Source organism: Leptospira noguchii serovar Panama str. CZ214, from assembly GCF_000306255.2.
Taxonomy (GTDB): domain Bacteria; phylum Spirochaetota; class Leptospiria; order Leptospirales; family Leptospiraceae; genus Leptospira; species Leptospira noguchii.
Genome location: NZ_AKWY02000004.1, coordinates 90831 through 116404, shown reverse-complemented (window position 1 = coordinate 116404; position 25574 = coordinate 90831). Strand labels below are relative to the sequence as shown.

The window sequence follows — 25574 nt, the reverse complement described above, 5'->3', positions numbered from 1 at the left end:
AAAAAATGAAAAAAATAATTTATTTTATTAGTATATTCTTTTTTTCAAATGAAATTTTTTCTCATAATAGGAGTGAGTCTTTTTCGGTTTGGAAGGTAGACAAAAATATTCTCAGTGGTGTAATAACGGTTCCGATTCGAGAAGCGACTAAAATTCCTTTTTTAGATGGAGAAACTGGAGACTTATCAGATCATTTTGCTTCTTACATTCGGTCTCATATTGTCGTTCGTTCCGGAAATAAGGAATGTTTTCTTTCCACACCGATTCGTCCTTTAAAATCCAATTCCGCTTTTATACGACTGGAAATGATTTTTCAATGTGAGAATTCACCTCCGGATTTTATGATTTATACCGGATTTTATGCTCCTTCTCATCTTCATTATTCCAGATTGAGCTTTGAAGACGGAAACATCTCTGAAAATTTATTTCAATCTAAAAGAACTGAATGGAGTTTTAAAAAAGAATCTGTTTTTCAGTCTTCCAGTTTTTTCGGGTTTGTAATTGCCGGAGTCGAACACATCGGAACCGGAGCTGATCACATTGTATTTTTATTAGCGGTTCTTTTGGCTTCTAAACATTGGAAGGAAGTTTTATTTTCGATCACAGGTTTTACCTTGGGTCATAGTTTTACCCTTTCGATTGCAACCTTAGGTAAAATTAAACCGGACACATCGGGTATCGAAGCATTTATTGGACTTACAATTTTAATTGTAACCGCCAAATATGTGTTAGCTGGAAAAAAAGATCGGAGTCAAATTCCTTTTTGGATCGCTTTTGTTCCTTTAATAGTAGGTTGGATCGTTTGGAGTTTAGAGATTCGAGAAACTCACATTCTATTTGCATATATAGGAATGTCCTTTTTCACTTTTTGTTATTTGTCTTTCAATCGTTATATAACGGATTCAAGGGCAAAAGGTTTGTATTTGGGAATAACCACTTTTGCTTTTGGGATGATTCACGGTTTTGGATTTGCAGGATTTTTACTCGAAACTGGTTTAGATCGGAATCATTTATTAATTCCACTTCTTGGTTTTAACTTAGGTGTGGAAATAGGTCAGTTGATCTTAATCGGTCTTGTTTTTGTAATAATTTGGTGTTTGTTTCGAAAAATCAAACCTGAGTTCAAGAAACTGGTTCTTTTGTGTTTATTGTTTTTGCTTGCGACCTTAGGGGCATACTGGTTTTTTCAGCGTAGTTTTGAAATTCATTCTTAAATATAACTACATTCAATTTCAAGAATGAATTTTTTTTATAAAATTATAATATTATTTTTTAATAATTTTTATTTCAGGATTCTGATTTATAGTCCCTTGTACGAAAAAGTTTGTTTAATTTTATTTTGGGTGAGATTGTTTCAGAAAAAATTGAAACTTATCTCAAAATTCCAAAAGAGTAAAAAAACAAACTTAAATATAATACAATCAGTTTGTTTTTGGAACGGATCTTTTGGAACAGAATTGTTTCAAAAAGTTTTAGTTTTTCAAAAGACGAATTTCTTTGGAAGTTTGATCGTCTCTGTAAACAAAAACCTATTTAGAAATTTAAGAACCTATTTTGAAAACTTATGGTGCAGGAACTCATACCGAAATTTAACTACAAAAAAACGATTCAAATTTACAAATTCTGCCTTAAGAGACATAATTTGTGGGAACTACTGCATCTTATTAAAAACCTTCTGGAGGTTTATAAATGATTTTTTCGGAGTTCTGAGAATAACGTCAAAATGGATCTTGATAATATTTAATTTATTAGTAATTTCTAATGTTATAATGTCTCAAGAGCCAAGTTCAGAAAAAGAAGAAACAAAAAAGAAAGAAATTATCGTTACCGGAAAAGCAGATTTTACAAACCCAAATTCCGCCAGCGAAGATACGATTCGATCCGAACAAATTCGATCCAGACCACTTTCCAGAACGGGAGAAATTGCAGAGTTTGTTCCCGGAATGATCGCTACTCAACACAGTGGATCCGGAAAGGGGAATCAATATTTTTTACGCGGTTTTAACTTGGACCACGGAACTGACTTCGCTTCTCATGTAAACGGAATTCCGATTAACAATCCTTCTCATGGACACGGGCAAGGATATACAGATCTTAGTTTTTTAATTCCGGAACTTATAGAAGAAATCAAATTTAAAAAAGGAGTTTATTCTGCGGAGGAAGGAAATTTTTCTTCAGCCGGTTCTATGAACGTATCTTACTTTCGTTCTCTTCCAAAAGGAATCGTTTCTTTAGAAGGTGGTACTTTAGGGTATGTAAGGACGCTCGTTGCAAAGTCTCACATGATTGGTCGTGGTAATCTGTTGTATGCTTTGGAAACTTCACACTATGACGGTCCTTGGACCGTTAAAGAAAATTATAAAAAAATCAATGGGGTTGTAAGTTACAGCGGAGGAGACGATCAGAATGGTTACCGTATATTAGCAATGGGTTATAGAGGAAATTGGCATACAACTCACCAAATTCCGAAAAGAGCAATTGGTCGCGAACTTGGTCGATTTGATACGGTCGATCCTACAGACGGAGGTTTTACAAATCGAATTTCGGTTTCTGGCGAGGCGCAGCGTACGGATAAAAATTCACATGCAAAAATTTTAATTTACGGTTTATATAACGATCTTTCTTTGTTTTCAAATACAACTTACTACCTTGAGGATCCGATACGAGGAGATCAGATTGAACAAACGGACGGAAGAACCGTGTCTGGTATTAAATCCAATTATAAAATTCGATCGGTATGGAATGAAATCAAATTTGAAAATTCGTTCGGATTTCAGATCCGAAGAGATTTTATCAGAAATGCTCTTTATCATACTGAAAAAAGAGCTGAGTTAGACGTAGTTCGTTCTAATCAAATTATAGAAACAAATTTATCAATATATTATGAAAGTAAAATACAATGGAATTCTAAAATAAGGACTGTTTTTGGGCTTCGTGGTGATCAATTTCAATTTCATGTGGATGATCGTAATTCAGAGTTAAATGATCGAAAACGTTTTTCAATTGCCAACCCAAAAGGAGGAATTGTTTTTGGTCCTTGGTTCAATACGGAAATTTACTTAAATGCAGGCAGAGGATTTCACACAAACGATGCAAGAGGGCTTACCAATCAAGAGAACAATTTCAATCCGATAGTAAGATCACATGGAGGAGAATTTGGAGTTAGAAATATGATTCTTGAAAGTTGGAAAACTGCGTTGAGTTTATGGCAGTTAGATTTAGATTCCGAACTTATATTTGAAGGAGACTCTGCTTCGACCGTAGCCAGTAGATCCAGCGCTCGAAGAGGAGTAGAGTGGTCCAATCAGATCCAACCGGTCGAAGGTTTAATTTTTGACGCGGAAGTATCTATTTCAAGATCCAGATTTAGAGGAGACGAAAGCACTGGAAATTTTATTCCAGGTTCTATTGAACACGTTTATTCCGGTGGGATTACTTTTAAAGAAACGAACGGTTTTTTCGGTTCGATTCGAGGTAGATACTTTGGTCCCAGGGCTTTGATAGAGGATAATAGTGTCCGGTCTCCTCCAACCACTTTATTTAATTTTCAAGTTGGAAAGAAAATCGGCGATATGTGGAGTATTATATTTGAAATATTGAATGTTCAAAATGCAAGAGTAAGTGACATCGATTATTACTATGCTTCTAGATTAAAATCTGAATCGGAAGGTCCGAACGAAGGTGGATACAATGATATACATTCGAGACCTACTTCTCCGCGCTCCATTCGATTTGGTATAAGAGCTTCATTTTGAAGAATAAATTTAACCGTTGATATATGTGTTCTAGTTCATAAGTCGGGATTTATATTCTCGCTTTTTTAACGTGAATGAACGCGAAAGGGATCGATGCGAGGAAACTAAAGCAGAACGCTCTCTCGAACTCAGCATCTCGCTTCTATGGTCGCTTCGACAGATCGCGTTAAACTCAGCAGAACGCTCTCTATGGATCGCGTTCTAAATTAAAATTTAAGTTGAAATATCGTATTACATTTCTTTTATACAATTTATTTACCAAAGCTGAGAGCCCGGTCCGGCTGCCTGTGGCAACTGGATTCGCCCTGATTTTTTACGTCGAACTCACGTTAGTTTACTGCTTGGACTCATGAAAAAAATACTGAAAATTCCAGGTCGATTTTACAAAAAATATGGAAGCCGTTTAGAAAATGACGTTTCAACCAGATTTATTGACTTTTTGAAACAGATCTGCATTAGAATAAGTATTTATTTTTATGCGCCCCTTAACTATTCGGATATTTTGGAAAGCTTACGGTTGATTTCTTTTAAAATACATTTTAATTTGCACCGAGGTTCTTTAATAATAGGTTTTTAGAATTTTAAATTTTGAGAGAATGGTATAAAATAGAATGATGGTTCAAAATTCAATCCAAGTACTTCCTTATAAAAGAACTCGATTTTGTGCTACGGTAGATTCCGTTCTACATAATAAAAATCAGGAACAATCTAAAATTCTATTGTATGATATTCGTTTATTAATTTCCGGAAAATCGGTGATTCAATCTCAGTTATTTTATTTATCTAGAAAATTCAGATCTATGGATCTTAAACCGGGTGATGAAATTGAGTTCGACGCGAGAATCAAGCCGGATCGAAAAGGGATTTCTTCGCATTCAATTCGATTAAATTATCCAACGAAAATTTTTCGTTATAATTCGGGAAGTGAACATCTGTTATTTTAGTCTTTTACAAGTTTGACTTACTCGATCCTCGATAAATTTTATCCTAAGAACCTGTCCAAATCCTAAAAGATGTGGGAACTCGCACAAGAATTTAAAAGCGAAAGTTACAATCAAAACTCGTAAACTGCTTTCAGTAACGGTTTCTGTGGGAACTACCACGTTTTGGTTACAATTTATAGAAGATTTTTTTGGGATAGGCTCTAAATACACCTACAATTACGACCCGCAAATAGGGAGGCAATTTGGAAATTCTTAAGTTTTTACTCGATTTCTTTTTAAACCTGGAAACACATTTGGATACGATCATTCAGACGTATCAAAATGGAACATACGTTATACTATTCTTGATCATTTTTGCCGAAACCGGCTTGATCGTAACTCCTTTTCTTCCGGGCGATTCTTTATTGTTTGCCGTCGGAGCTTTTATTGCCAGAGGTTCTCTGGATCTTGGGAGCACATTAGTCCTTCTTATTATCGCGGCTATATTAGGGGATACCGTGAACTATTCGGTGGGAAATTTTATAGGAGAAAAAATATTAGAAAAAGAAAAAATACCTTTGATCAAAAAAGAACATCTCCAAAAAGCGCACCGATTTTATGAGGTTTACGGCGGGAAGACGATTATCATCGCCAGATTTATACCGATCATACGCACTTTTGCTCCTTTTGTCGCCGGAATTGGAACGATGACTTATGTTAAATTTATTGCATATAATGTGATGGGTGGAATTCTATGGATCACAATTTTTATTCTCGGAGGGTATTATTTCGGAAACCTGGATTTCGTAAAAAGAAATTTTAAAATTGTAATATTTGCGATTATTATTATTTCTGTGATGCCAGCTGTGATCGAATACCTAAAGGAAAGGAGAAAGGGTAGGGTTTAGGAATTTTTAATCTAAAAAGCTCGCCCAAATATTAATAAAAGATGAACTTAAGAGAAAGTTTTATTTCTAAATTCGCGGCGAGTTACGTAAAACCTAGATTTGAAATCTGGTTTGCTGCCATACTAATTCCTGAAAATGATCAAGCTTTTTGGGTAAGATATTCCACTCTCAATCCTAGAAACAACCGTGATTTGTATTCTACGGGAGCGGTTTGGGTTTCTTTGTTCGATCGTAAAAACCCAAAAAATCACCGAACTGTTGCACAGTCTTTTCCTTACGAAGACGTTTCAATTGGGGAAAATTCGATCGAATTTCCAGAAGCTTCAGTGGGGCCGGATCATATGAACGGAAAAATCCGGACACCACAATCGGAAGATCTGGCTTGGGATTTGGAGTTTAGGCATCAATTGGAACCTGCCACACACTTACCACGTTGGTTGGAAAAAACTCCAATTCCAAAAACAAGAAGTATTGTTTCTTCACCTTTTACGGAAGTTGCGGGTTGGATTCAACTTGCGAACCGTAAATTTACATTCCAAAATGCGAATGGACATTTTAATCATATTTGGGGAACTAACCGAGTATCCGAATTGTTTTGGACTTTTGTTCCTAAGTTCGACAATGATCCTGACAATTGGTCAATGGAAATTGTAACGGTTCGACCTCAACCGTTTACTCCTGCTTTGACTTTTGTTACACTTCTAAAAGAAGGAATTCCTATTCATCAACATTCTTTCTTTCGTTCTTTAAGAAGTTCTACAAAGGTAGAATATCCCAAATTACGTTTTCAAACTCGTTTAGAAGATTATGAAATATTTGTGGAAAGTGAAATGGACAAGGATCAAATTGCAGGTTATATCTACAGAGATCCGGACGGAAGTTCTAGATATGTGGAACAAAGTGATATAGGAAGTGCAAAGTGTGTTATACGACATCGTGGGAAGGAAATCGTTTTAAACGCGAAACAGGCAGCTGGAGTGGAGTTCCATGGGTTACGTCCTTGGAGAAAGGATCATCAGTATTTGGACCCTTATCAAACTAAATATTAAAATTTTTGGGTTAGAATCTGTAAAAACTATTACCTAAAAAGTATATTCTAATTTTCTTATGTCGAGCTTACGTTAGATTATTCATTTTTTTGAAAGAATATCTAACGTACGTTTGGTGTAAAAGTTCACTTTATAAAACCAATCTTTATGCAAAAAACGAAATGTAGGAATTTTTACAAATCTGAATTTTGCAGGTCTATTTCTAAAATTATAGAAGTTCTCGGGTCAGATCTTTACGAAAAAATTGACTATAGGATTATTTAAGTTATGTGAATTCTTTGGAAGCCAGAAGTTCTATGTTAGATTCGAAACGAGCTCTTTCGCCTGGCAAATCAGATTTCCCTGCGAGTTCTAGTCCTAAAATGAGATGACCGTTTTCGTTCAGGGCCAACCAACGAGTTATACCGTGGACCGTAAACGGAGCCTGCATTTTAAAAAAGATATCGAATATAAAATCGTTTTGTTTGGGTAATGTTTCGATCAAATGCGGGTTTTCGACTTTGATCCTAATCCCTCCTTTAGAAATTTCAAGGATTGAAAATTGTTCCGAAGTTTTGACCGTGTTTGATTCTTTGATTCTTTCTATCATATCCTTTGCTAAAATTTGAAATTCCTGTACGTCCTTTTCCGTAAAAGATTGTGTCTTACTCTGTATAGAAAAATAACCGATCGGAATTTGTTCTTCCGAGTGATTTATATAAATGATAGGAATGATCAGCTCAGAAATAATTTGTTGATCTTTGTATTCTTGCATACAAGAAGCCAGATCGTCGTCTATTTCCTTTTCGTAGTGGATCCTTTCTGGGGAATTATTTTTATAACAGTTCGGATTTTGAGTGTTTTCTAAAAGAAGGTATTTAAGTGTTCTTTTGACGATTTCAAATTTATGACTCAAACCGGGTCCGAACGTATCTATGTTTACAATATCGTTTGTTTTTTGTTTGAGCCGGTTTTTAAAGTCTTCGAAATTTACTTTAACCAAGGTAGGAATATTAAACATATTCGCCTCGATTACAGTTTTGGAAGAGACTATGTTAGTCACATACATATCGTCCACTTCAACTTGAAATCTTTGAGTTTCTCTGTTTTTTTTCGCGATGGCAAGTCTTTCTACTTTAATTATAAAAAGTGAATTTTCCAATTTTTGAAGTAAGATACATTCTAATTGGATGTATTTAGCGAGAATCGTATAAAGAATGAAAGATTTTTCTTTCGGTAAATTCTCTTCGTTTGCGACTTGTATGATTATTTTTTCACCTTCTTCTAAAACTTTTTTAATTACGGCTTTTTTGTCAAATGGATCGATTTTGAAAACGAGTTCCTTTTCTAAAAGATACTTTGTGATTACGTGATCCTTTTGTTCGGCGGAAGTGATCGTGTCCGTTTCCCTTTCTGTTTTTTCTAGATATTCCATCAGTAACGTGTCTTTTAAGGATAGTTGTTTTAGATGATTATCTTCTTTGGAAAAAATTCAGTAAACGAAAAATTAGAAATTCGATTTATAAAAAGATAAAGCTTATTATAATGTTAAAAAATGCTTGAAAATAACTAGAAAATAATTTATTGAATGTAATAGGGATTCAAATTTTAAAATTTAGACAAACAAGGATGGGATTTGTATATTTTGATACGACGGCATAAAATAAAAGATAAAGCGATCTTAGTTTTTGATTTTTTACGCTTAGTAGATCTGCGTAGATTCTTATAAAAAAATCGAATTTAAATTTCTTTCTACGTTTTCGTGAAAATTAAGACGAATTTTTAATAAGAAATCGATTGTATTTAAAAAAAATGTTATTTTGAATTTCAAAGAACGTTACGTTCCTAGGCAACTTCAAAGTGTTTTTATTTGAAAAATAGAGTTGTTGAAAAACTAATTCTCCATCGGTTTTTGTTTCATGAAAACGATCGATTGAAGCAGTTTTGTTGATCTGAACTATGGAACTCTAATTATGAGACTTTTAAGTTACTTAAGTAATTTGAATTTTTTCCAAAACAACAGGAAAGTTTTCTTTTTTTAACGTGAATGAACGCGAAAGGGATCGATGCGAGGTAAATAAATTGAAGTTTAAGTCGAAATATCGTATTACATTTCTTTTATGCAATTTATTTACCAAAGCTGAGAGCCCGGTCCGGCTGCCGGCGGCAAGCCGGATTCGCCCAAATTTTCTTACGTCGAACTTACGTGTTTTTATGGGTCGTTTTATAGGTTTTGGAATTTTTGATAAATTTTTTTCTATTTTAGGAATGATTCTGATTTGTTATTTTGCAATCGTATATTTTCAGTTTTACGATTCAAATTTTTCGCTGGTCGCAAACCAATTTTCTGAAACCGAAAAAGAAAAAACGATAGAATTTAAATCAGAAGATTTGATATCTCAAACAGATCAGTTTGCAATCGATTACGATTTGAAAACTACATACTATGGCGCTTCAATCGAGTTGATTCTCGTGTATTATGTTTTGAAAATAGAAAACCCACCTCCGGAAAAACTTCATTTTTCGATTTAACAATTTCGAAATTTTCGGCTTTAAGCCGAAGGAGTATATTATGAATATCTTACATTATTTTCCTCGTATTTCTTTGGACAATTTAAGACACGATCTTTCTTCCGGTTTAGTGGTCTTTTTAATTTCCCTCCCTCTTTGTATAGGAATTGGGTTTGCTTCGGGAGCGCCTATCGTTTCCGGTTTAATCAGTGGCATCGTTGGCGGAGTTGTAATTTCTCTGTTTAGTAAATCTCCTTTGTCTGTAAGCGGACCGGCTGCTGGATTGACCGTGATTGTTTTTGATTCCATTAAAACATTAGGAAATTTTAATGATTTTCTTTTGGCTCTTTGTCTGGCCGGAATTTTGCAAATTATATTAGGCTTTTTGAAATCTGGAATCCTGAGTAGTTTTTTTCCTTCTTCGGTGGTCAAGGGAATGTTAGCCGCGATCGGAGTTGTCTTAATTTTAAAACAGATTCCCCATGCGGTAGGTTATGATATTGATTACGAAGGAGATATGGAATTTTTTCAGAAAGATCGAGAAAATACTTTTTCAGAAATCTTAACCGCCTTCTACCGTTTTACACCAGGCGCGGTCATTTTGTTTACGGTTGCTCTGGCTTTAATTTTAATTTGGGAGAAGTTCAAGTTACATAAGAAATTTGTAATACATGGATCTTTGGTTGCGATCGTGGTAGGTGTTTTGTTAAACGAAGTGTTTAGGATTTTTGAGTTAGGCATCGTAGTAAGTGGGGAACATTTGATTCAACCAATTCAGTTGAACGGAGTTCTGGATCTATTTCAAGATGATTATTTTCCGAATTTTTCCCAATGGAAAAATCAGGTGATCTATTTTATTGCTATCAAGTTATGCCTTGTGATGAGTCTGGAAACATTGCTAAATTTAGACGCGATTGAAAAGTTAGACCCACAAAGAAGAATTGTATCTAAAAATCGAGAGTTGGTCGCTCAAGGAACCGGAAATCTGTGTTCGGCGATTTTAGGCGGACTGCCGATCACTTCCGTTATCATTCGTAGCTCCGCAAATTTACACGCAGGGGCAAGAACCCGATTTTCAGCGTTTTTACACGGTCTACTGATTTTGGTTTCCGTGATTTTGATTCCTGTTTGGATTGCAAAAATTCCTTTGGCTTCTTTGGCTGCGGTACTTTTGGTAGTAGGTTATAAACTTACGGATTACAAAATTCTACAGGCGCAATATAAAAAAGGAATGGATCAGTTTCTTCCCTTTATCGCTACGTTAGTCGGAATCGTTTTTACTGATATTTTGGTGGGAATTGGTATCGGTTGTTTATTTTCCGTTTTTTTTATTATGAGAAGGAATGTTCTCAACCCTTATGAATTTAACAAAAAAGAAATGGCCTACGGAGTAGAAGTGAAAATTGATCTTTCTGAAGATGTTTCTTTTTTGAATAAATCTAGTATGTTGTATAAACTTGATAAGGTTCCGGATAACGCACATTTGATTATCGACGGTTCTAAATCTAAATACATTGACCCAGACGTTTTGGAAATTATAGAAGACTTTAAAATCGTAGCCAGATCGCGTAATATCAAATTGGAAATTATAGATGTTACTTCTAGTTATGAAAAAATCCAGAACAAACCTTTGGACTTAGTTCTTCAGCAAGATTATCAAAAACTTTTTGAAAACAATCGAATTTGGGTGGAGGAAAAACTTTCTAAAGATCCAGATTATTTTAAGAATCTTGCATTAGGTCAAACTCCTCAGTATCTTCTGATCTCTTGTTCCGATAGTAGAATTTCGGTCAATGAAATGACAGGAACGAGCGCTGGAGAACTTTTTGTTCATAGAAATATCGCAAATTTAGTAATTGATACGGATATGAATTTAATGTCGGTCCTTCAATATTCTGTTGAGGTTTTGAAAGTTAGACACATCGTTGTTTGTGGTCATTACGGTTGCGGCGGAGTAAAAGCTGCGATAGACGGAAAATATCACGGTTTGATTGATGCTTGGTTACGACATATCAAACAAGTGTATCGTATGAATCGAAAGGAACTTTCCTGTATCTTAGATGAAAATGAAAAACACGAAAGGCTTGTAGAATTGAATGTTAGAGAACAGGTTTATAATCTTTGTATGACTACCATCGTTCAAAACGTTTGGAGTCGAGGTAACGATCTTCAGCTTCACGGTTGGGTTTATGATTTAAAACAAGGTAAAATTTTGGATCTAAACATAGACATTGATAAGGATTTCAGGGATTATGATATTTTTCGTTATCAGTTTGAAACTCGTTGAGTCTTCATTAGAGTTGTTGAAAAATTAATTCGCCACTTAGTTTCGGTTTCATGAAATGGTTGATTGAAGCGGTTTTGTTGATCGTCACTATGGAATTTTTCAACAACTCTATTCTTAAATATGCGGGGTTTCTTACATACGATTTTTTTAATTTACTATTTTTTTCAAGGACTTTATATTTACTAGGGAACCTCTAAAAACCTGAGTTATAGATCAGCAAATTTATATGAATCATTAAAATCCTGATAGAATAAGGGTAAGGATTTAACAAAAACGTAAGAGACCAACTTTTTCAATCATCTTACGAAACTCGAGCAAGAATCAGGTGTAATAGTTTGCTCCTGATAAGAAACGAAATCGACGAACATTGTAAACAAAGTTGCTTAGAAACATCTGTAACTCTGCTCTCGCCAAACCTCGACATCGAATACCAAAGGATTTAATGTTTGCAAAGACGTGTTTACTTTCGAACGAACTTTCGATAAATGTTTATTAAGAATTTTTGAATGGGAACGCTAATAATCGTTGCATCAATGAATTGCACCTTCTCTTAATTCAAACTCTGATTTCTGAATCCAATAGCTTAACTTTGAAAATAAAATTCTATCTAAGCCTTCTCGAATTCATCTTTCTCGAAAGACCCATATCGTCTTCTCATCCGGTAGTTTCTCGTATTACCCAACTCCAAGAAATCTTTGAAACGAGAGTTGATCGTTGCTCTGAAACTCTGTTTGGTAATCTGAAAGATTATATAATTTTTATAATATTACGATTTTAAACATCAGAACTGCATTGTAAGGTGATCGACTTCCTTTTTCCGTTTCACTTCGATTCATACTTTCTAAAATTTTTCTCGATAGATTTCAAAATCCAATATCTCTTGAAGCTTTTTTAATGGATCTCCTAAGTTTTCTATCTTCTTTGCGCGACTTTATGTTTCAAATAGTTCAATATTCTTCATTATATAACAATCTTAATATTCACATCTCTGCCGATGGATATTTGTAGACTGCCTTTAAATCAATCGTCAACTCTTTCTTCTGTTTGTAAGAAACCTATTTCAAAGAATTCTTTTACGACTAACTCCATTCACTGTAACGTGATCCATAGAAAGTGTTACATGAGTTTTCCCTAATTTTGGGAGGTGTAAAGGTTTGAGAGACTTTCATTTATTAGAAAAACATACTTTTTGCAAGTAAAAGACTCATTCTTTTCGGAATATTTGAAAAATGTGCGTTGATTCTAAAATCCTCTTCAACTGTGTGGTTGGTTATGTTACCAAGCGTCTTGCAAACCGAGTGACAAAGTAAATGGCCGCAGGAGGATCGCATTAGCGATTCCGAATGAAGCCGCAGTGGGTTATTTATTAATACTTTTTGGAAGTAAGTTAAATTCGAATTTTTTAGAAACATTTCTCAATTTATCATCCAAAGTGCAGATAGTTAGATTCTCTGAGATCATTTTCCTAATATAAATAGCAGTAGCTAAATGAGTAGCATTAAGAGTTTTTAACTCTAAAACGTTCTTATGTTTTTTGATTTCCAATTGTATATCAGAGTCTACATTTTTTAAATTAATTTGAGATATAAAATCATTAAGTATTAATGCTGATTCATTTAGCCAAGTCCTACCTAATTCTTTTTTCTTGACGTTATAGAAGACATTTACGGATCTTACAGTTTCAAATTCCAGGATAATAGAGCTAAATTTGTTTTGATCAGAATTGAAAATATCTAAATATTTTTCAAAATGATTCTCAGAATAAATAATGTTTAGCAAAAAACTACTATCAATATAGAGAGCCAAATTTAATTTCTCTCTTCGTTATAGATTGTTTTCCAAGTGTTTGAAATTTCCGTCTTTGAAATAGTCTTTGAGGATCTAAATTTACGGAATTTAATTTTTTTGAACTGCTTCGCAGGAATGAGGGAATTATTTTCTGAAGCCTCTTTGATAAATAAGTCAGTTCTATTATCAGCTTTAAGAAACTTTCTGATTTCGGCAATAGGGTTATTCCTATCGTAAATAATAATAGTTTCCCCTTTTTTTACAAATTCGAGGTAACTACTAAGATTGTTTTTTAAATCTTTGATCCCAATGGACTTCATAAGAAAATAGTAGTCACCGTAGCTACAATGTCAACCACAGTATTCCGGCATTGCAGCCATTGCGAACCCTTTTTTTCAAATATATTTTGTGAAAATCAAAGGATTTTAACCTATTCCGCCTAACGTGTCATAGTCCAAAAACCGTCGCCTGTGATGAACAATTTTTCTGGACGCGATATGAATGAAGACGAGAGATAAAAAGTAGTCCCGTAAATGGTTTGAATTCTACAGAAAGCAGTTGTAATTGTATATTCTTTGGTTTGATAAATTAACGTGAGTTCGACGTAAGAAAACCTGGGCGAATCCGGCTGCCATAAGCAGCCGGACCGGGCTCTCAGCTCTGGTCAATAAATTGTATATAGGAACGTTATACTACTTATCATCGTAGATTTCAATTTATCGACCCCGCATCGATCCCTTTCGCGTTATACCGAATTTACACGTTAAATTAGATTTTTCACCACAAGCGGTTGTCTTTGAAAGGATTATTTCGTTTTTGAATTTTTCGAATGATTCTTTTAACGGAAGATAGAGAAATATTGTATCCAAGTAAAAGAAGTTCGGAATGAATTCTGGATGCACCCCAAGTAATATTGTTTACTAACATAACTTTGATATGATAGTATTTTCCCAGTAAGTAGGGACGAACTTTCTTTTTCTCAAGTTTCAAAAATAGTAACCATTTTACTTTTAGAATTTTGAAAGTATGTAAAACTTATTTCGGGGAAAATTTCCAGAGAAAGACGAGGATAAGATTTTCTATGATAAAAAGCCAGAGCCAATGAAAGTCAGAAACAGAACACGAAGTTCATTTGGATATTGACACATTTTTTTTAGTTTCGTCATAAAATGTGATAGACATAAAAATAGGAAAGGAGTTCATATTTGTGAATATATGAATGTACTTAAATCACAAATTAATTCAAGGATCTTTTTTGTGCTAAAAATATATTTATTGAATCACTTTTGCAAAAGCTGACAACGTTAAGTATATACGAAGCAAATCGTTTTAACGTTGAACCCTAATTTTTGAGAAAAGCAAATATGATGGAGAATGAAATGAAAAATAGTTACATGTTGGGTGAAGCAGTACGAAACAAAGTAACGGGTCAAAAGATGTATGTAGATATACCTTGGTTTCCTGAGGTTACGTGTGTGTATTTTGATCCGATTACTGACGTACTTGTGAAAGTAGAAGTGCCCCCAGAGGACTTGGAGAAGGTTGAGGAATTGCTTTTTAAACGTATGTGAGTTTATGTTTATTAAACTTTAGTAAAACGTAATACTAAAAATGTGAAGATCAGCAAGGATTTGCCCGGTGAATACCGGGCTTTTTTTTGTGATTTGAACCTGCACAGCCTTTGAAAAAGGGAGAGATAAGAGAAATTGGAAATGGATATGAGAAGGTTTATTTATCTATTTATATATTCTTTTTTATTAATATATATTTCGGTCCAAGGAAATTGTATGATTGACGAGCCTGGAACGATTTCAGGAGCCGAAGCAAACCAAATCATAACAGAAAGAATATTAATAAAGATGTATAGTTGTGGATTTGTAAAATATACCTATGATCCAAAAGACAACAATCCGGACCCGAACATGCGCGTACTTTCGAAAGAAACTGGCAATATATTTTTCTTAATGGCGACGATATTTGTAAGGTTTGAAGCTTTCGGTCTGTATGATAGATATAAGTCGAAAGACATCTCTGATTGTGCTGACGATTTGGACTTGGTAAAATGCGAAGAGATAGAAACTGGATGGAAGACAGACATTAACATGGGCACGTTTATTGGTAGTTTGGTTTGTAAAGACGTGCAGAGTAGATAATATTAGATTTTTTAAGTGTGATTCGGAAAGATTCTATTAGCGCAGTCAATAGTCAAGATAAGACCAGACACTCCATTCCTGTTTATAACGAAAGTTGTAAGTTATCGAGATGTTTATTCTTAGCTAATTTTTTCGCGTCAGAAATGTTTGTATCGGAGCTTTCCCAAAATAATACTTGCCTTAATACGTTCGTTCTACGAATCGATCCAAATCCTTTTGCAAATTTTCAATTGAGTTGTGTATCTTCTTCTTGAAAGCAACTGCAATGCACCTTCCCAGTGAAACTTAAATAGGGAGTGTCCGGAACTTCGTTTTAACGACATGTTTGAGCAACATATACTACGATAGACGAATGCGAAAAGTCATGGGTTGAACAATGAAAAGTGAGTCGATTGACGAGGAATATGAGAGAGTAAAGGATATACAAAGAAATATTAGAAAAATAAAATATACCTTAGAGAGAGATATACAAGACTTCTATTTTTGGAACGAGAGAGAGTTGTTTGAAAGAGTGGAAAAGCTCAAGGATATTGCTGACTTTTCTATGTTTCAAATCCTACATCCCTTCAACTAATCACAAGATTGACTAATTTTCCAGGAACATAAATTTCTTTACGAATTGTTTTTCCTTCTAAAATTCCTTTGATCTTATCTAAATTTTTAGCCATCGAAATAGCGTCCGATTGTAAAATGTCTTTAGGGGCTTTGAATTCATCTCTTAACTTCCCGTTGACTTGGACCACGATTAAAATTTCAGACTCAACAAGATATTGAGGATCTGCTTCCGGAAATTTTTCATAAGAAAGGGAATTAGTTTTACCGGAACGTTTCCAAAGTTCTTCTGCAATGTGAGGAGCAAACGGAGCCAACAAAAGAATAAAAGATTCTAAAACTTTTTTAGGTCTTCTTTCTAAAGGAGTAAATTCGTTCACAAAAATCATCAGTTGTGCAATCGCGGTGTTAAAAGAAAAATTTGGAATATCTTCGCTGATTTTTTGAATCGTTTTATGAAGAATTTTCAGCTCTTCTGGAGTAGGTTCAATATCATCTAAACGAAAAGATTCTTGTGGACCGGAATGAAAGAGTCTCCAAACTCTATTCAAAAAACGGAATACACCTTCTACACCTCTGGTGCTCCAAGGTTTAACCATTTCTAAAGGACCCATAAACATCTCAAAGAGCCTAAGACTATCGGCGCCGTATTCTCTAATTACGTCATCCGGATTGACAACGTTACCGAGAGATTTAGACATCTTACGTTTGTCTTCTCCTAAAATTAAACCTTGATGGATCAGTTTGTCGAACGGTTCTTTGGTAGAAACAACTTCGATATCAAATAAAAATTTATGCCAAAATCTAGAATAAAGAAGGTGAAGTACTGCGTGTTCTGAACCACCAACGTAAAGATTAACCGGCATCCATTTCTTTTCTAATTCGGGATCACAAAGAAACTTTCCGTTTTTAGGATCGATATAACGGAGATAATACCAACAAGAACCGGCCCACTGAGGCATAGTATTTGTTTCTCTCGTTCCAATTTCTCCGGTTTCGGGGTCTTTGTATTGAAGCCAATCTTTGGCGAGTGCAAGGGGGGATTCTCCCGTACCAGAAGGTTTAAATTCTTCTAAATTAGGAAGTACTAATGGAAGTTCTGATTCCGGAATTGGCTTTGTTACACCGGAAGGATAATGAACCAATGGGATTGGTTCTCCCCAGTATCTCTGTCTTGCAAATAGCCAATCCCTCAGTTTAAATTGTATTTTTTTCTTACCGATCTTTTTGGATTCTGCCCAAGAAATAATTTTAGAAGAAGCAGAAGAATAGTCCAATCCATTGATCGAAATTTCGGAAGAAGAAGAATTGATACAAATAGAAGTTTTAGAATCGAATGCCGCGTCCGAAATTTCACCTTCGATAACCGGAAGAATTTTAAGTCCAAAGGTTTTTGCAAATTCAAAGTCTCTTTGGTCGTGAGCCGGAACTGCCATGATTGCTCCAGTTCCATATCCGTATAACACGTAGTCGCTGATCCAAACTGGAATTTTTTGGGAAGAATCTGCAGGATTGAGAACAAAAGCTCCTGTGAAAACTCCTGTTTTTTCTTTATTCAATTCCATCCGATCCAAATCACTTTTTAAAGAAGAAACCTTTTGGTACTCTTCCACTTTTTGTTTTTGTTCTGGAGTTGTTATTTCGGAAACGATCGGATGTTCCGGAGCTACTACCATGTAAGTCACTCCAAAAATTGTATCCGGTCTTGTGGTAAAAATTCGGATCCCTTCTAAGCCGCTTTGCAGAGGTTTTGGAAATGGAAATATGATCTCAAGCCCCTCGCTTTTGCCGATCCAATTTTTTTGCATCTCTAAAGTAGAAGACGGCCACTCGACTAGTTTGAGGTCTTCTAAAAGACGGTCGGCGTATGCGGTAATTCTCATCATATACTGACGCATCGGTTTACGAACTACTTCGTAACCTTTGCCGACCCATTCTTCTACTTCTTCGTTTGCAAGAACGGTTCCAAGCCCTTCGCACCAATTGACAGGGATTTCTGCCTGATAAACCAATCTAAAATCGGAAAGTATTTTCTCTTTTTCGATCGGAGAAAACTCTTTCCATTCTTCAGAGTTGAATTGTCTATAGTCTAGACCACTTGAACCTTGGTTGGAAAATCTACGGATGAGTTCGTTTATGGATTCCGCTTTATTCAATTCAGGATTAAACCAGGATTGATAAAGTTGGATAAAGATCCACTGAGTGAATTTATAATAATCCGGATCGGTTGTGGATAATTCACGAGACCAGTCGTAGGAAAGGCCTATCATCTGAATCTGCCTACGGAAATTATCGATATTGTTTTTTGTAGTGATCGCAGGATGAATTCCGGTCTGCATCGCATAACGTTCTGCAGGAAGTCCGAACGCATCCCAACCCATAGGATGAAGAACTTCAAAACCTTTCATTCTTTTGAAACGGGAAAGAATGTCTGTTGCCGTATATCCTTCCGGATGACCTACGTGTAGTCCAGCTCCGGAAGGATAAGGAAACATATCCAAGCAGTAGAATTTCGGTTTAGAAGACCGGATGTTTGTTTGAAAACTTTTATGTTCTTCCCAAAATTTTTGCCAAAAAGATTCTACTTCTTGAAACGGATATTGCATTTCGATCCTTATTTTCTGACTGAGTCTATGACCTTAATCAATCTTTGAAATGTTTTACTCAAACAAGATTTACAAAGATCATATTGGTAAAGTTGTGCGACTTTTGATCTGCATCCGGCGCAAATCAAGATGAGGTCTCCTTTCGGTTGTGTTTGTTGTTCTTCGAGTAGATACATTTTACTCCCAGATTTATCCATAAAGTTTTGTTTTATTTACAGTGTGTCAATAAATCCGCGAAGAAACGAGATCCAACAACATTCCTTCGCGGCGAATTGGAGATTACGTTATAAAAACCAGGTAGTTTAGAGTCAAAAAAAATTAGCCGACGTTGATCAGAAATCAGTAGAATTTTTTTTAAAAAAAATCGAATCTTTTGTTTTAAATGGAATACTTTTTTAAAAGCGGGTTTCCAATCTATGATAGTAAAACATTTGGAAATTTATTTCTTTTTTTAATCCGATAAGGAAAGGTGTTAGGTTTGTTACAAGTAAAAAATTTAAATAAGTCTTATTTAGTTTCCGGAAAAAAAATAGAAGTGTTAAAAGACATTTCATTTCAGATCGAAGAGGGAGAATTCATAGCGATCATAGGGCCTTCCGGTTCTGGAAAGTCTACTTTACTTGCAATTTCAGCTGGTTTAGATCGTCCTGACAGCGGAGAAATCATGTTAGACGACATTCCACTTCTTAAAAAAGACGAAGACGAACTTGCTAGATTGAGAGGGGAGAAAATAGGTTTTATCTTTCAAAATTTTCAGCTGATAAAATCTCTCAATGCGTTAGAGAACGTATCGTTACCTCTCGTTTTAAATTCGAAATTGAGTTCTACGGAAATTAAAGATCGAGCTTTGACTTGGTTGGAAAAAGTTTCTATGAAAGAAAGAGCGTCCAACTTTCCAGGACAACTTTCTGGAGGAGAAGAACAAAGGATCGCAATTGCAAGATCTTTTATACACAATCCTAAAATTCTTTTTGCAGATGAACCTACGGCTAACTTGGATAAAAAAAACGGTGAAACAGTGATGAATTTACTTGCAGAGTTGAATCAAAAAACATCTTCTACTTTGATCGTAGTTACTCATGATCGTTCTGTTGCGGAACTTGCAGATCGTATATTAGAAATGAATGATGGACGTATTATTAAAGAAATGTATGGAAAGAAAAAAAAATCCTTAAATAAACCGAAAAATCCTTCCTCAGTAAAAAAGTCCGTATCCAAACATACTTCTACAAAAAGAAAAGTTTCTGCTAAAAAAAGATGAAATTTAAATTATTAATTCAATCCATAACGCGCGACTTTCGATCTAGAAAAAGTTCCGCGTTGCAGATCGTTTTGGCGATTGTTATCGGAACCGGTTCTGTTACTGCCATTCACACTTATAGAGAGGAATTAAGTCGTTCTATTTTAAAAGAAGCGCGAGCTTTAATGGGTTCAGATCTGCTCGTTCAATCTTCATCTCCGTTTACTCTGGAACAAAAAGAGTTTATGTCTCAAAGGCTGCCAAAAGGCTCCAAAACCTCTGAACTCGTGCAGTTTGCTTCTATGCTTCGTAATCAGGAAAACGACGAAACTACACTTTCTTTGATTAAAACCGTGTCTGGGAAGTTTCCATATTACGGTGAAATCATAACCGAACCTGCAGGTGTTTATCGTAAATTAAAAGAAGGTGAAATTCTTCTCGAAGAAAGTTTAATTAAAAATTTAAAACTTAAGATTGGATCTTCTGTTTCGCTCGGAGAAAGAGATTTTATTTTAAAAGGAAAGGTAATCAAAGAGCCGGGCATTGCGGGAAGTTTCCTTTCTATGGCTCCTACTTCGATCATATCCGGTTCATCTCTTGTATCCACTGGATTAGAACAAAGAGGATCTAGGATCAGTTATATGATTGCGGTCAAACTTAAAGATCCACTGATTGCGGGAAAATATAAAGAAAATTACTTTAAAGAGTATATTCAAAAAGACTTAACTATTTATGATTCGACAGAAACCAATTCCGGTTCTAGAAAATTTTTGACCAACACTTTGGATTTTTTTAGCCTACTCGGTTTATCTGCGTTTTTTTTAGGAGGAATTTCTATCTTACTCGTAAGTCGAGCAGGCATTAGAGAAAAATCTGGAGCGATCGCGGTTTTAAAATGTTTGGGAGCAAGTCCTAAAACGGTAAGTTGGATTGTATTGGGCGAATTATTTCTATTTTCTTTAATTGGGTCTGTTTTCGGAATATTATTTGGCAGTATATTATTGAAATGGATTCCGGATTTAGCGGGAGAAGAGATACTTAGTTTTCAGCCTACGATAGGATTTTCTTCCTTATTTTGGGGATTTTTGATTGGAGTTTTGATTCCATTTTTTTCTTCAATTGAATCTTTGATCGAAATTAGAACGTTAAAACCGATCCTTGCGCTCAAACAAGAATTTCAGGAAGAAACAAATCAAATTCCTAAATTTAGAATTACTCAGATTTTGGGTTATTCGATACTATTTGTTTTATTTTTCGCTTTGGCTTGGTGGGAGACGGAAAACGTCTTAAAAGGTTTGATTTTATGTTCTATTTTACTAGTTCTTCCATTGATCATATTTTTAGTATATTCTGGAATTAGAATATTGGTATCTAGATTCAGGGATCAAAACGACTTTTCTCCTTTCGCTCGGTTTATTGTTGGTAAATTTGATAGGCCTGGGACTTCTCTTTCCCTTTCGGTCATAGGATTGACAAGTTCTCTGTTTATTCTTCTTTTATCTTTGATCGTAAGTGAAAGTCTTTTAGAATATAGCGGAGCCAAAGACAAAGAAAGAAGACCCAATCTTTTTGTCTTGGATATTAGAGCCGAACAAAAAGAACATTTTGAGGAAGTCGCTAAGGAATTTGGAGCCGAGAAGTTGATTGTTGCCCCCGTAATTGGAGCGAGATTGTCTAAGATCAACGGAGAGGCTGTTAAAAAAGACGAAACTGAATCTTCCGCGTTAAGAAGGGATTGGAGATCCACCGCCAGGACGAGAGAATATTTTCTTTCTTATAGAAATGAACCGTATCCTACAGAAAAAATAGTAGATGGAGATTTTTGGAGAAGAGGAGAAGAAGATCAGATTTCAATCGAAAAAGAATTTTCCACATATCTGAAAGTCAACTTAGGAGACAGCCTTTCGTTTTTAGTTGGTGGAGTGGAAGTAACAGGTGTTATACGAAATTTTAGGACTGTAAACTGGGCGGATATGAGGCCTAACTTTGTGGTTTTGTTTTCCAAAGGAATTTTGGAAAAAGCGCCTAGTTATTATTTGAGTTCTTTAAGAATTGAATCGGAAGAAAAAAGATATGATCTTCAAAAGAATTTGATTTCTAAATACCCGAATTTAACGATCATCGATACGGATAAGGCTGTGCGTTCATTTTTAGGAATTTTGGAAAAAATTTCATTTACGATTCGGTTGATGACCGGGCTGATTTTAGGCGCTTCTTTATTACTCGTTTTAACCGCTTTAAATTCAAGCCGTAAAGAAAGAATCGAAGAAACTACTTTGTTGCGTATTATAGGAGGGACTTCTGTTTTTTTGAAAAAGGTTTTTTTGTGGGAAGGAATTCTTTTAGGTACATTTTCGTTTTTGTTGGCTTTGTTTTTGGCTTGGATTGCAAGTGTTTTGATAGGTAAACAGATTTTAGAAATAGAGATGTCCTATCCATTTTTTGAATACTTGTTTGTTTATATCTTTACGATTTTTGCAACTACTTCGGTTTATTATCTGAACCTAAAAGGAGAATGGAAAAATCCTCCAGTTAGTTTTATGAAGGCGATTTAAAATTTAGTTTTGTTATTTTAACGCGAATTCGTGAAGAAAATTAGAAAAATTTTTTTAATGTACTTTTACAACTTTAGAATTTGTTTGTAAAATCGCGATTTGCAGTAGTTCCCACATTTAGAAATTGATTTGTAAAGTTCAAATCCTAACTTTTTGCAGAAAAATGAATTATGGATTTCTAAGGCCGAAGAACTTACGTTATTTTGTATCATTTCTTTTGTGCGAAATTTTATGTCCTTTTTGATTTTTCCGTAAAAATAAATGTGGGAACTCATATGAAAATTAAATTGCAAAAGTGAATGTTTAAAAATTTGTAATGTGACTTAATCTGTGGGAACTACTGCAAATTAAGATTTCACAGTAAAACTTTGAAAACTCAATCATTCTTCGAGTAAAAGAACCTTGATTTTCAAAAATAAAATGTAGGAACTACTACTTTTAGAAAAAAACTCCCAGGCACCGAAATTGCGTTTTTAAACAGGATAGAATTTTAAGTACAACGATTCAAAAAGACGAAAGTATCGTTAAAACGGATCGCTTTCGTCTATTTTAGATTTTTTTTATATTAAAGTTGTTGAAAAGCTAATTCTCCATCTGTTTTACGGAGACGGTTGACAGAAGCAGTTTTGTTAAACTTGAATTTTTTCAACAACTCTATTGATTGAGAACCTTATCGATTTGAGACGAAAAGTTCAGGTGTCAAAACGTTTATTTGAGCGGAACAAACCTTATAATTAGAAGCCGTAGGACAAGAAGCGGTGCCACCTACTTTACAACCTTTGTCTTGACATTTTTTTCTGTTATCAAACGTATCGGAACCGGTGTATCTGCAATAATCTCTGCAAAGATCCGTGGAACCGGAAGTACAAATATAACAACCGTCTGCGGAAAGATCTTCAATCAGAAATAAAGAAATTAAAATCGTGAAAATAAAAAACAGGCTTTGAAATTTTTTCATACCTTAACCCCTTGATGGATTGATCTTAAAAGTTTTAACTTTGTTGTAAAGGTTAAAAAGATTTAAGGACTGATTTAAAATTTTAAAAGATTTGAATCGATGAGTTTTATTCTGCAAATTTTAGATAAACAATTTCTTTTAAGAAATCTCTATCATTCGAAGGTAATGATTTTAAAAACAAACTTCTGCATAAAATCATTGTTTGGTGATCAACTCACAACTAACGTGAGTTAGAAGTAAAAAACCTGGGAGAATTCGGCTACCATAAGCAGCGAGACACTGAGTTTGAGCGCGCGGTTTTAGTTCTCCCGCATCGCTTCCCCTTCGCGTTGACTATATAATAAATTTCCAGTATTTTTGCACTGAATGAGTACGTTGTAATGAAAATTTACGTCATAGGGATCAATAACACTGCAATTATAAAAAACATTGTGCTGAGTTCAGAACGCTTTTTAGAAACGAAGTTGAGTTCTTAGGATCCAAGGTTTTGGGATATAAAATTCTTTTAGATAAAAGGCAATCTAAATCGGATTCACGTTAATTTAACATAGGATCTTTAGTGTGTTCTACAAAGTATTTGTAAATTCCACCTTTACTTTTGAGAGCTTCTTGCCATGTAGTTTCAGGATCTTGATTTAAGACAAAGTCTTTAGAGGCTTCGTGAATTACCCAAGATTTGCGATTCATTTCTGTTTCCAATTGGCCCGCACCCCAACCGGAATACCCTTGGAATACGTGAAATTTAGAAGAGGATTCTAATAATTCTAGAAGAGTATCAAAACTTCTAGCAAGATATAAACCTGGAATTATCTCGATTCCGGGTTGGGAAATTTTATTGTCTTCATGTAATACGGAAATAAACGTAGGATCTACCGGACCACCTGAATAGATAAGTAAATTTCGACTAACGTGTTTTGGAATACCTTGGATTACTTCTCCTATAGACGCCTCTTGTCTTTTATTAAGAACTAAACCGAAGGCTCCTTGGTTATCGTGTTCTACCATCAGAATGACGGTTCGATTAAAATAATCCATGACGATCGAAGAATTGGAGATTAAAATTTTACCGCTGTAATTTTCTTCCATACTTTAAACCAACTTTAGACCGGATTATTTATTAGAAGTTCCGTGAATTTCCGAAAGAATTTGATAAGCGATTTCTAAAGTAGAAACGTCCGAATTCCTATTTACGGTAGGTTCTATTTCTTTTCTGATACAACGAATAAAATGTTCATGTTCTTGTTTGAGGGGATTGTCTTTATGAACGAATATTTTTTCTACGATCGATTCCTGGCGGTATTTGATCTCCTCGGATAAAAGAAGAATGTCCGAAGTGGCTTGTCTATGTAATTCGATTTCCTGATCCGTAAAATCGAGCATGATATAGACGTCTTTCTGGGTGATATTTAAAGTTCTAATTTTCGCTTGAGTTGCTCTGGATGCAGTAATACTTGCGAGACATCCGTTTTCGAATTCAAGTAACACATTTGCTACGTCTTCGTGATCGGATGATACCTTTGTGCCAGAGGCGGAAAGTTTTTTAACTGGAGAATTTACCAGATTCAACACAATATCAATGTCGTGAATCATCATGTCTAGGACAACTCCGACGTCTTTGGTTCTAGGATTAGAAGGAGCCAATCTCCTCGATTCGATCAACAAAGGATCTTTTACAATTTTACTTAATTCTAATACTGCTCCGTTAAACCTTTCGACGTGACCTACGAGAAGGACCAGATTTTTTTCTCCGGCGATTTTTACGAGTTCCTTGGCTTGTTTGGTAGTTTCGGCAATGGGTTTTTCAACTAATACGTGTTTGTTGGCTTCTAATGCTTTTTTGGCAATTTCATGATGTAAAAAAGTAGGAACTGCAATTACAACTGCATCCGTTTTTGAAATTAACTCGTCGATTGTGGAGAACGCCAAAGTTTTGTGTTTTTCTGCGATTTGTTTTGCTCTTTCTAAATCCGAGTCGTAAATTCCAACTAGGGTAGCGTCGTTAAGGGTTTTGGCAACGTTTACGTGGTACTGGCCCATATGACCGGTTCCGATCACGCCGAGTTTAACTCTTTCTGTCATAATACTTCCTTTTAGTTGCGCGATGAATGCGCGTTATTCGAGAAATGTTTTCTCAATTTTTTACAAAGGTTTATTCTAAAAATTTCTTTTGTCTTCACTCAGAAATAGATAAGTTTTAGAATTCACTTTAAAATAACTTCTATAAAACCCGAAAATAACGATCGTCCAATTCAATTTCTACATGGAGTTTTAGTTTTGTGATCATCATAAAATAAAATTCATTTTACAAAG

Annotated in this window: 18 protein-coding genes and 3 pseudogenes; 11 read left to right on the top strand and 10 right to left on the bottom strand. The window is 34.8% G+C overall.

From position 1 onward, the window contains the following. The first annotated feature begins 5 nt into the window (after window positions 1-5). The 5 genes from LEP1GSC059_RS02195 to LEP1GSC059_RS02170 all read left to right on the top strand — a co-directional run bounded on the left by LEP1GSC059_RS02195 (window position 6) and on the right by LEP1GSC059_RS02170 (window position 6635). Complete coding sequence (locus LEP1GSC059_RS02195; protein WP_017215332.1) at window positions 6-1214, top strand: HupE/UreJ family protein; 1209 nt, start codon at window positions 6-8, stop codon at window positions 1212-1214. A gap of 24 nt (window positions 1215-1238) precedes the next feature. After that, window positions 1239-3755, top strand: a complete 2517-nt coding sequence (locus LEP1GSC059_RS02190; protein ID WP_036056873.1) for a TonB-dependent receptor — start codon at window positions 1239-1241, stop codon at window positions 3753-3755. A 611-nt stretch (window positions 3756-4366) separates the two neighbouring features. Beyond that, window positions 4367-4699: a hypothetical protein gene (locus tag LEP1GSC059_RS02180; protein ID WP_017215334.1), complete on the top strand. Its 333-nt coding sequence runs from the start codon at window positions 4367-4369 to the stop codon at window positions 4697-4699. A 242-nt stretch (window positions 4700-4941) separates the two neighbouring features. Further along, window positions 4942-5586 (top strand): DedA family protein, encoded by a 645-nt coding sequence (locus tag LEP1GSC059_RS02175; protein ID WP_002178076.1) that lies wholly within the window; start codon window positions 4942-4944, stop codon window positions 5584-5586. Window positions 5587-5627: 41 nt separating this feature from the next. Further along, window positions 5628-6635, top strand: a complete 1008-nt coding sequence (locus LEP1GSC059_RS02170; protein WP_017215335.1) for a hypothetical protein — start codon at window positions 5628-5630, stop codon at window positions 6633-6635. A 265-nt stretch (window positions 6636-6900) separates the two neighbouring features. Here the strand turns inward: LEP1GSC059_RS02170 and LEP1GSC059_RS02165 are convergent, their stop codons facing one another. Next, on the bottom strand, window positions 6901-8049 hold the full coding sequence (locus LEP1GSC059_RS02165) for a DUF1577 domain-containing protein (RefSeq protein ID WP_020980256.1): 1149 nt from the start codon (window positions 8047-8049) through the stop codon (window positions 6901-6903). 779 nt (window positions 8050-8828) lie between these two features. On the opposite strand from LEP1GSC059_RS02165, the gene LEP1GSC059_RS02160 reads away from it, so the two are divergent. After that, the gene (locus LEP1GSC059_RS02160; protein ID WP_002178087.1) at window positions 8829-9146 is read left to right on the top strand and encodes a hypothetical protein; all 318 of its coding nucleotides are present in this window, start codon (window positions 8829-8831) and stop codon (window positions 9144-9146) included. A 40-nt stretch (window positions 9147-9186) separates the two neighbouring features. Then, window positions 9187-11412: a carbonic anhydrase gene (locus LEP1GSC059_RS02155; RefSeq protein ID WP_020980204.1), complete on the top strand. Its 2226-nt coding sequence runs from the start codon at window positions 9187-9189 to the stop codon at window positions 11410-11412. A gap of 1359 nt (window positions 11413-12771) precedes the next feature. Here the strand turns inward: LEP1GSC059_RS02155 and LEP1GSC059_RS02150 are convergent. The 4 genes and pseudogenes from LEP1GSC059_RS02150 to LEP1GSC059_RS20665 form a co-directional block, all read right to left on the bottom strand. Then, entirely contained in the window at window positions 12772-13218 is a 447-nt protein-coding gene (locus LEP1GSC059_RS02150) for a PIN domain-containing protein (RefSeq protein ID WP_017215338.1), read from the bottom strand. A 2-nt stretch (window positions 13219-13220) separates the two neighbouring features. Next, the gene (locus tag LEP1GSC059_RS02145) at window positions 13221-13520 is read right to left on the bottom strand and encodes a type II toxin-antitoxin system Phd/YefM family antitoxin (RefSeq protein WP_017215339.1); all 300 of its coding nucleotides are present in this window, start codon (window positions 13518-13520) and stop codon (window positions 13221-13223) included. A gap of 153 nt (window positions 13521-13673) precedes the next feature. After that, a pseudogene (locus tag LEP1GSC059_RS22720) lies at window positions 13674-13798 on the bottom strand (integrase core domain-containing protein); the annotation flags it as partial. 197 nt (window positions 13799-13995) lie between these two features. Further along, a pseudogene (locus tag LEP1GSC059_RS20665) lies at window positions 13996-14217 on the bottom strand (integrase core domain-containing protein); the annotation flags it as partial. A gap of 362 nt (window positions 14218-14579) precedes the next feature. Here LEP1GSC059_RS20665 and LEP1GSC059_RS02135 point away from each other — a divergent pair. Together LEP1GSC059_RS02135 and LEP1GSC059_RS02130 are read left to right on the top strand one after the other, a co-directional pair. Continuing rightward, window positions 14580-14771 (top strand): hypothetical protein, encoded by a 192-nt coding sequence (locus tag LEP1GSC059_RS02135; protein ID WP_020980237.1) that lies wholly within the window; start codon window positions 14580-14582, stop codon window positions 14769-14771. 147 nt (window positions 14772-14918) lie between these two features. Next, the gene (locus LEP1GSC059_RS02130) at window positions 14919-15353 is read left to right on the top strand and encodes a hypothetical protein (RefSeq protein ID WP_036056919.1); all 435 of its coding nucleotides are present in this window, start codon (window positions 14919-14921) and stop codon (window positions 15351-15353) included. Between the two features lie 82 nt (window positions 15354-15435). Here the strand turns inward: LEP1GSC059_RS02130 and LEP1GSC059_RS24785 are convergent. Both LEP1GSC059_RS24785 and leuS read right to left on the bottom strand, forming a co-directional pair. Next, window positions 15436-15617 (bottom strand): annotated as a pseudogene (locus tag LEP1GSC059_RS24785) (IS481 family transposase); the annotation flags it as partial. A 302-nt stretch (window positions 15618-15919) separates the two neighbouring features. After that, entirely contained in the window at window positions 15920-18511 is a 2592-nt protein-coding gene (gene leuS / locus LEP1GSC059_RS02120; RefSeq protein ID WP_017215345.1) for a leucine--tRNA ligase, read from the bottom strand. 478 nt (window positions 18512-18989) lie between these two features. Between leuS and LEP1GSC059_RS02115 the strand changes: the two genes are divergently transcribed. Both LEP1GSC059_RS02115 and LEP1GSC059_RS02110 read left to right on the top strand, forming a co-directional pair. Beyond that, on the top strand, window positions 18990-19772 hold the full coding sequence (locus tag LEP1GSC059_RS02115) for an ABC transporter ATP-binding protein (protein ID WP_020980217.1): 783 nt from the start codon (window positions 18990-18992) through the stop codon (window positions 19770-19772). After that, the gene (locus tag LEP1GSC059_RS02110) at window positions 19769-22306 is read left to right on the top strand and encodes an ABC transporter permease (RefSeq protein WP_017215346.1); all 2538 of its coding nucleotides are present in this window, start codon (window positions 19769-19771) and stop codon (window positions 22304-22306) included. The genes LEP1GSC059_RS02115 and LEP1GSC059_RS02110 overlap by 4 nt, the downstream gene beginning before the upstream one ends. Window positions 22307-22976: 670 nt before the next feature. Here the strand turns inward: LEP1GSC059_RS02110 and LEP1GSC059_RS02105 are convergent. The 3 genes from LEP1GSC059_RS02105 to LEP1GSC059_RS02095 all read right to left on the bottom strand — a co-directional run bounded on the left by LEP1GSC059_RS02105 (window position 22977) and on the right by LEP1GSC059_RS02095 (window position 25343). After that, window positions 22977-23264, bottom strand: a complete 288-nt coding sequence (locus LEP1GSC059_RS02105) for a hypothetical protein (protein WP_017215347.1) — start codon at window positions 23262-23264, stop codon at window positions 22977-22979. A gap of 537 nt (window positions 23265-23801) precedes the next feature. Continuing rightward, window positions 23802-24350, bottom strand: coding sequence for a YqgE/AlgH family protein (locus tag LEP1GSC059_RS02100; RefSeq protein ID WP_002178122.1), 549 nt, complete (start codon window positions 24348-24350; stop codon window positions 23802-23804). Window positions 24351-24374: 24 nt separating this feature from the next. Further along, complete coding sequence (locus LEP1GSC059_RS02095) at window positions 24375-25343, bottom strand: Gfo/Idh/MocA family protein (RefSeq protein ID WP_017215348.1); 969 nt, start codon at window positions 25341-25343, stop codon at window positions 24375-24377. Between the last annotated feature and the right edge of the window lie 231 nt (window positions 25344-25574).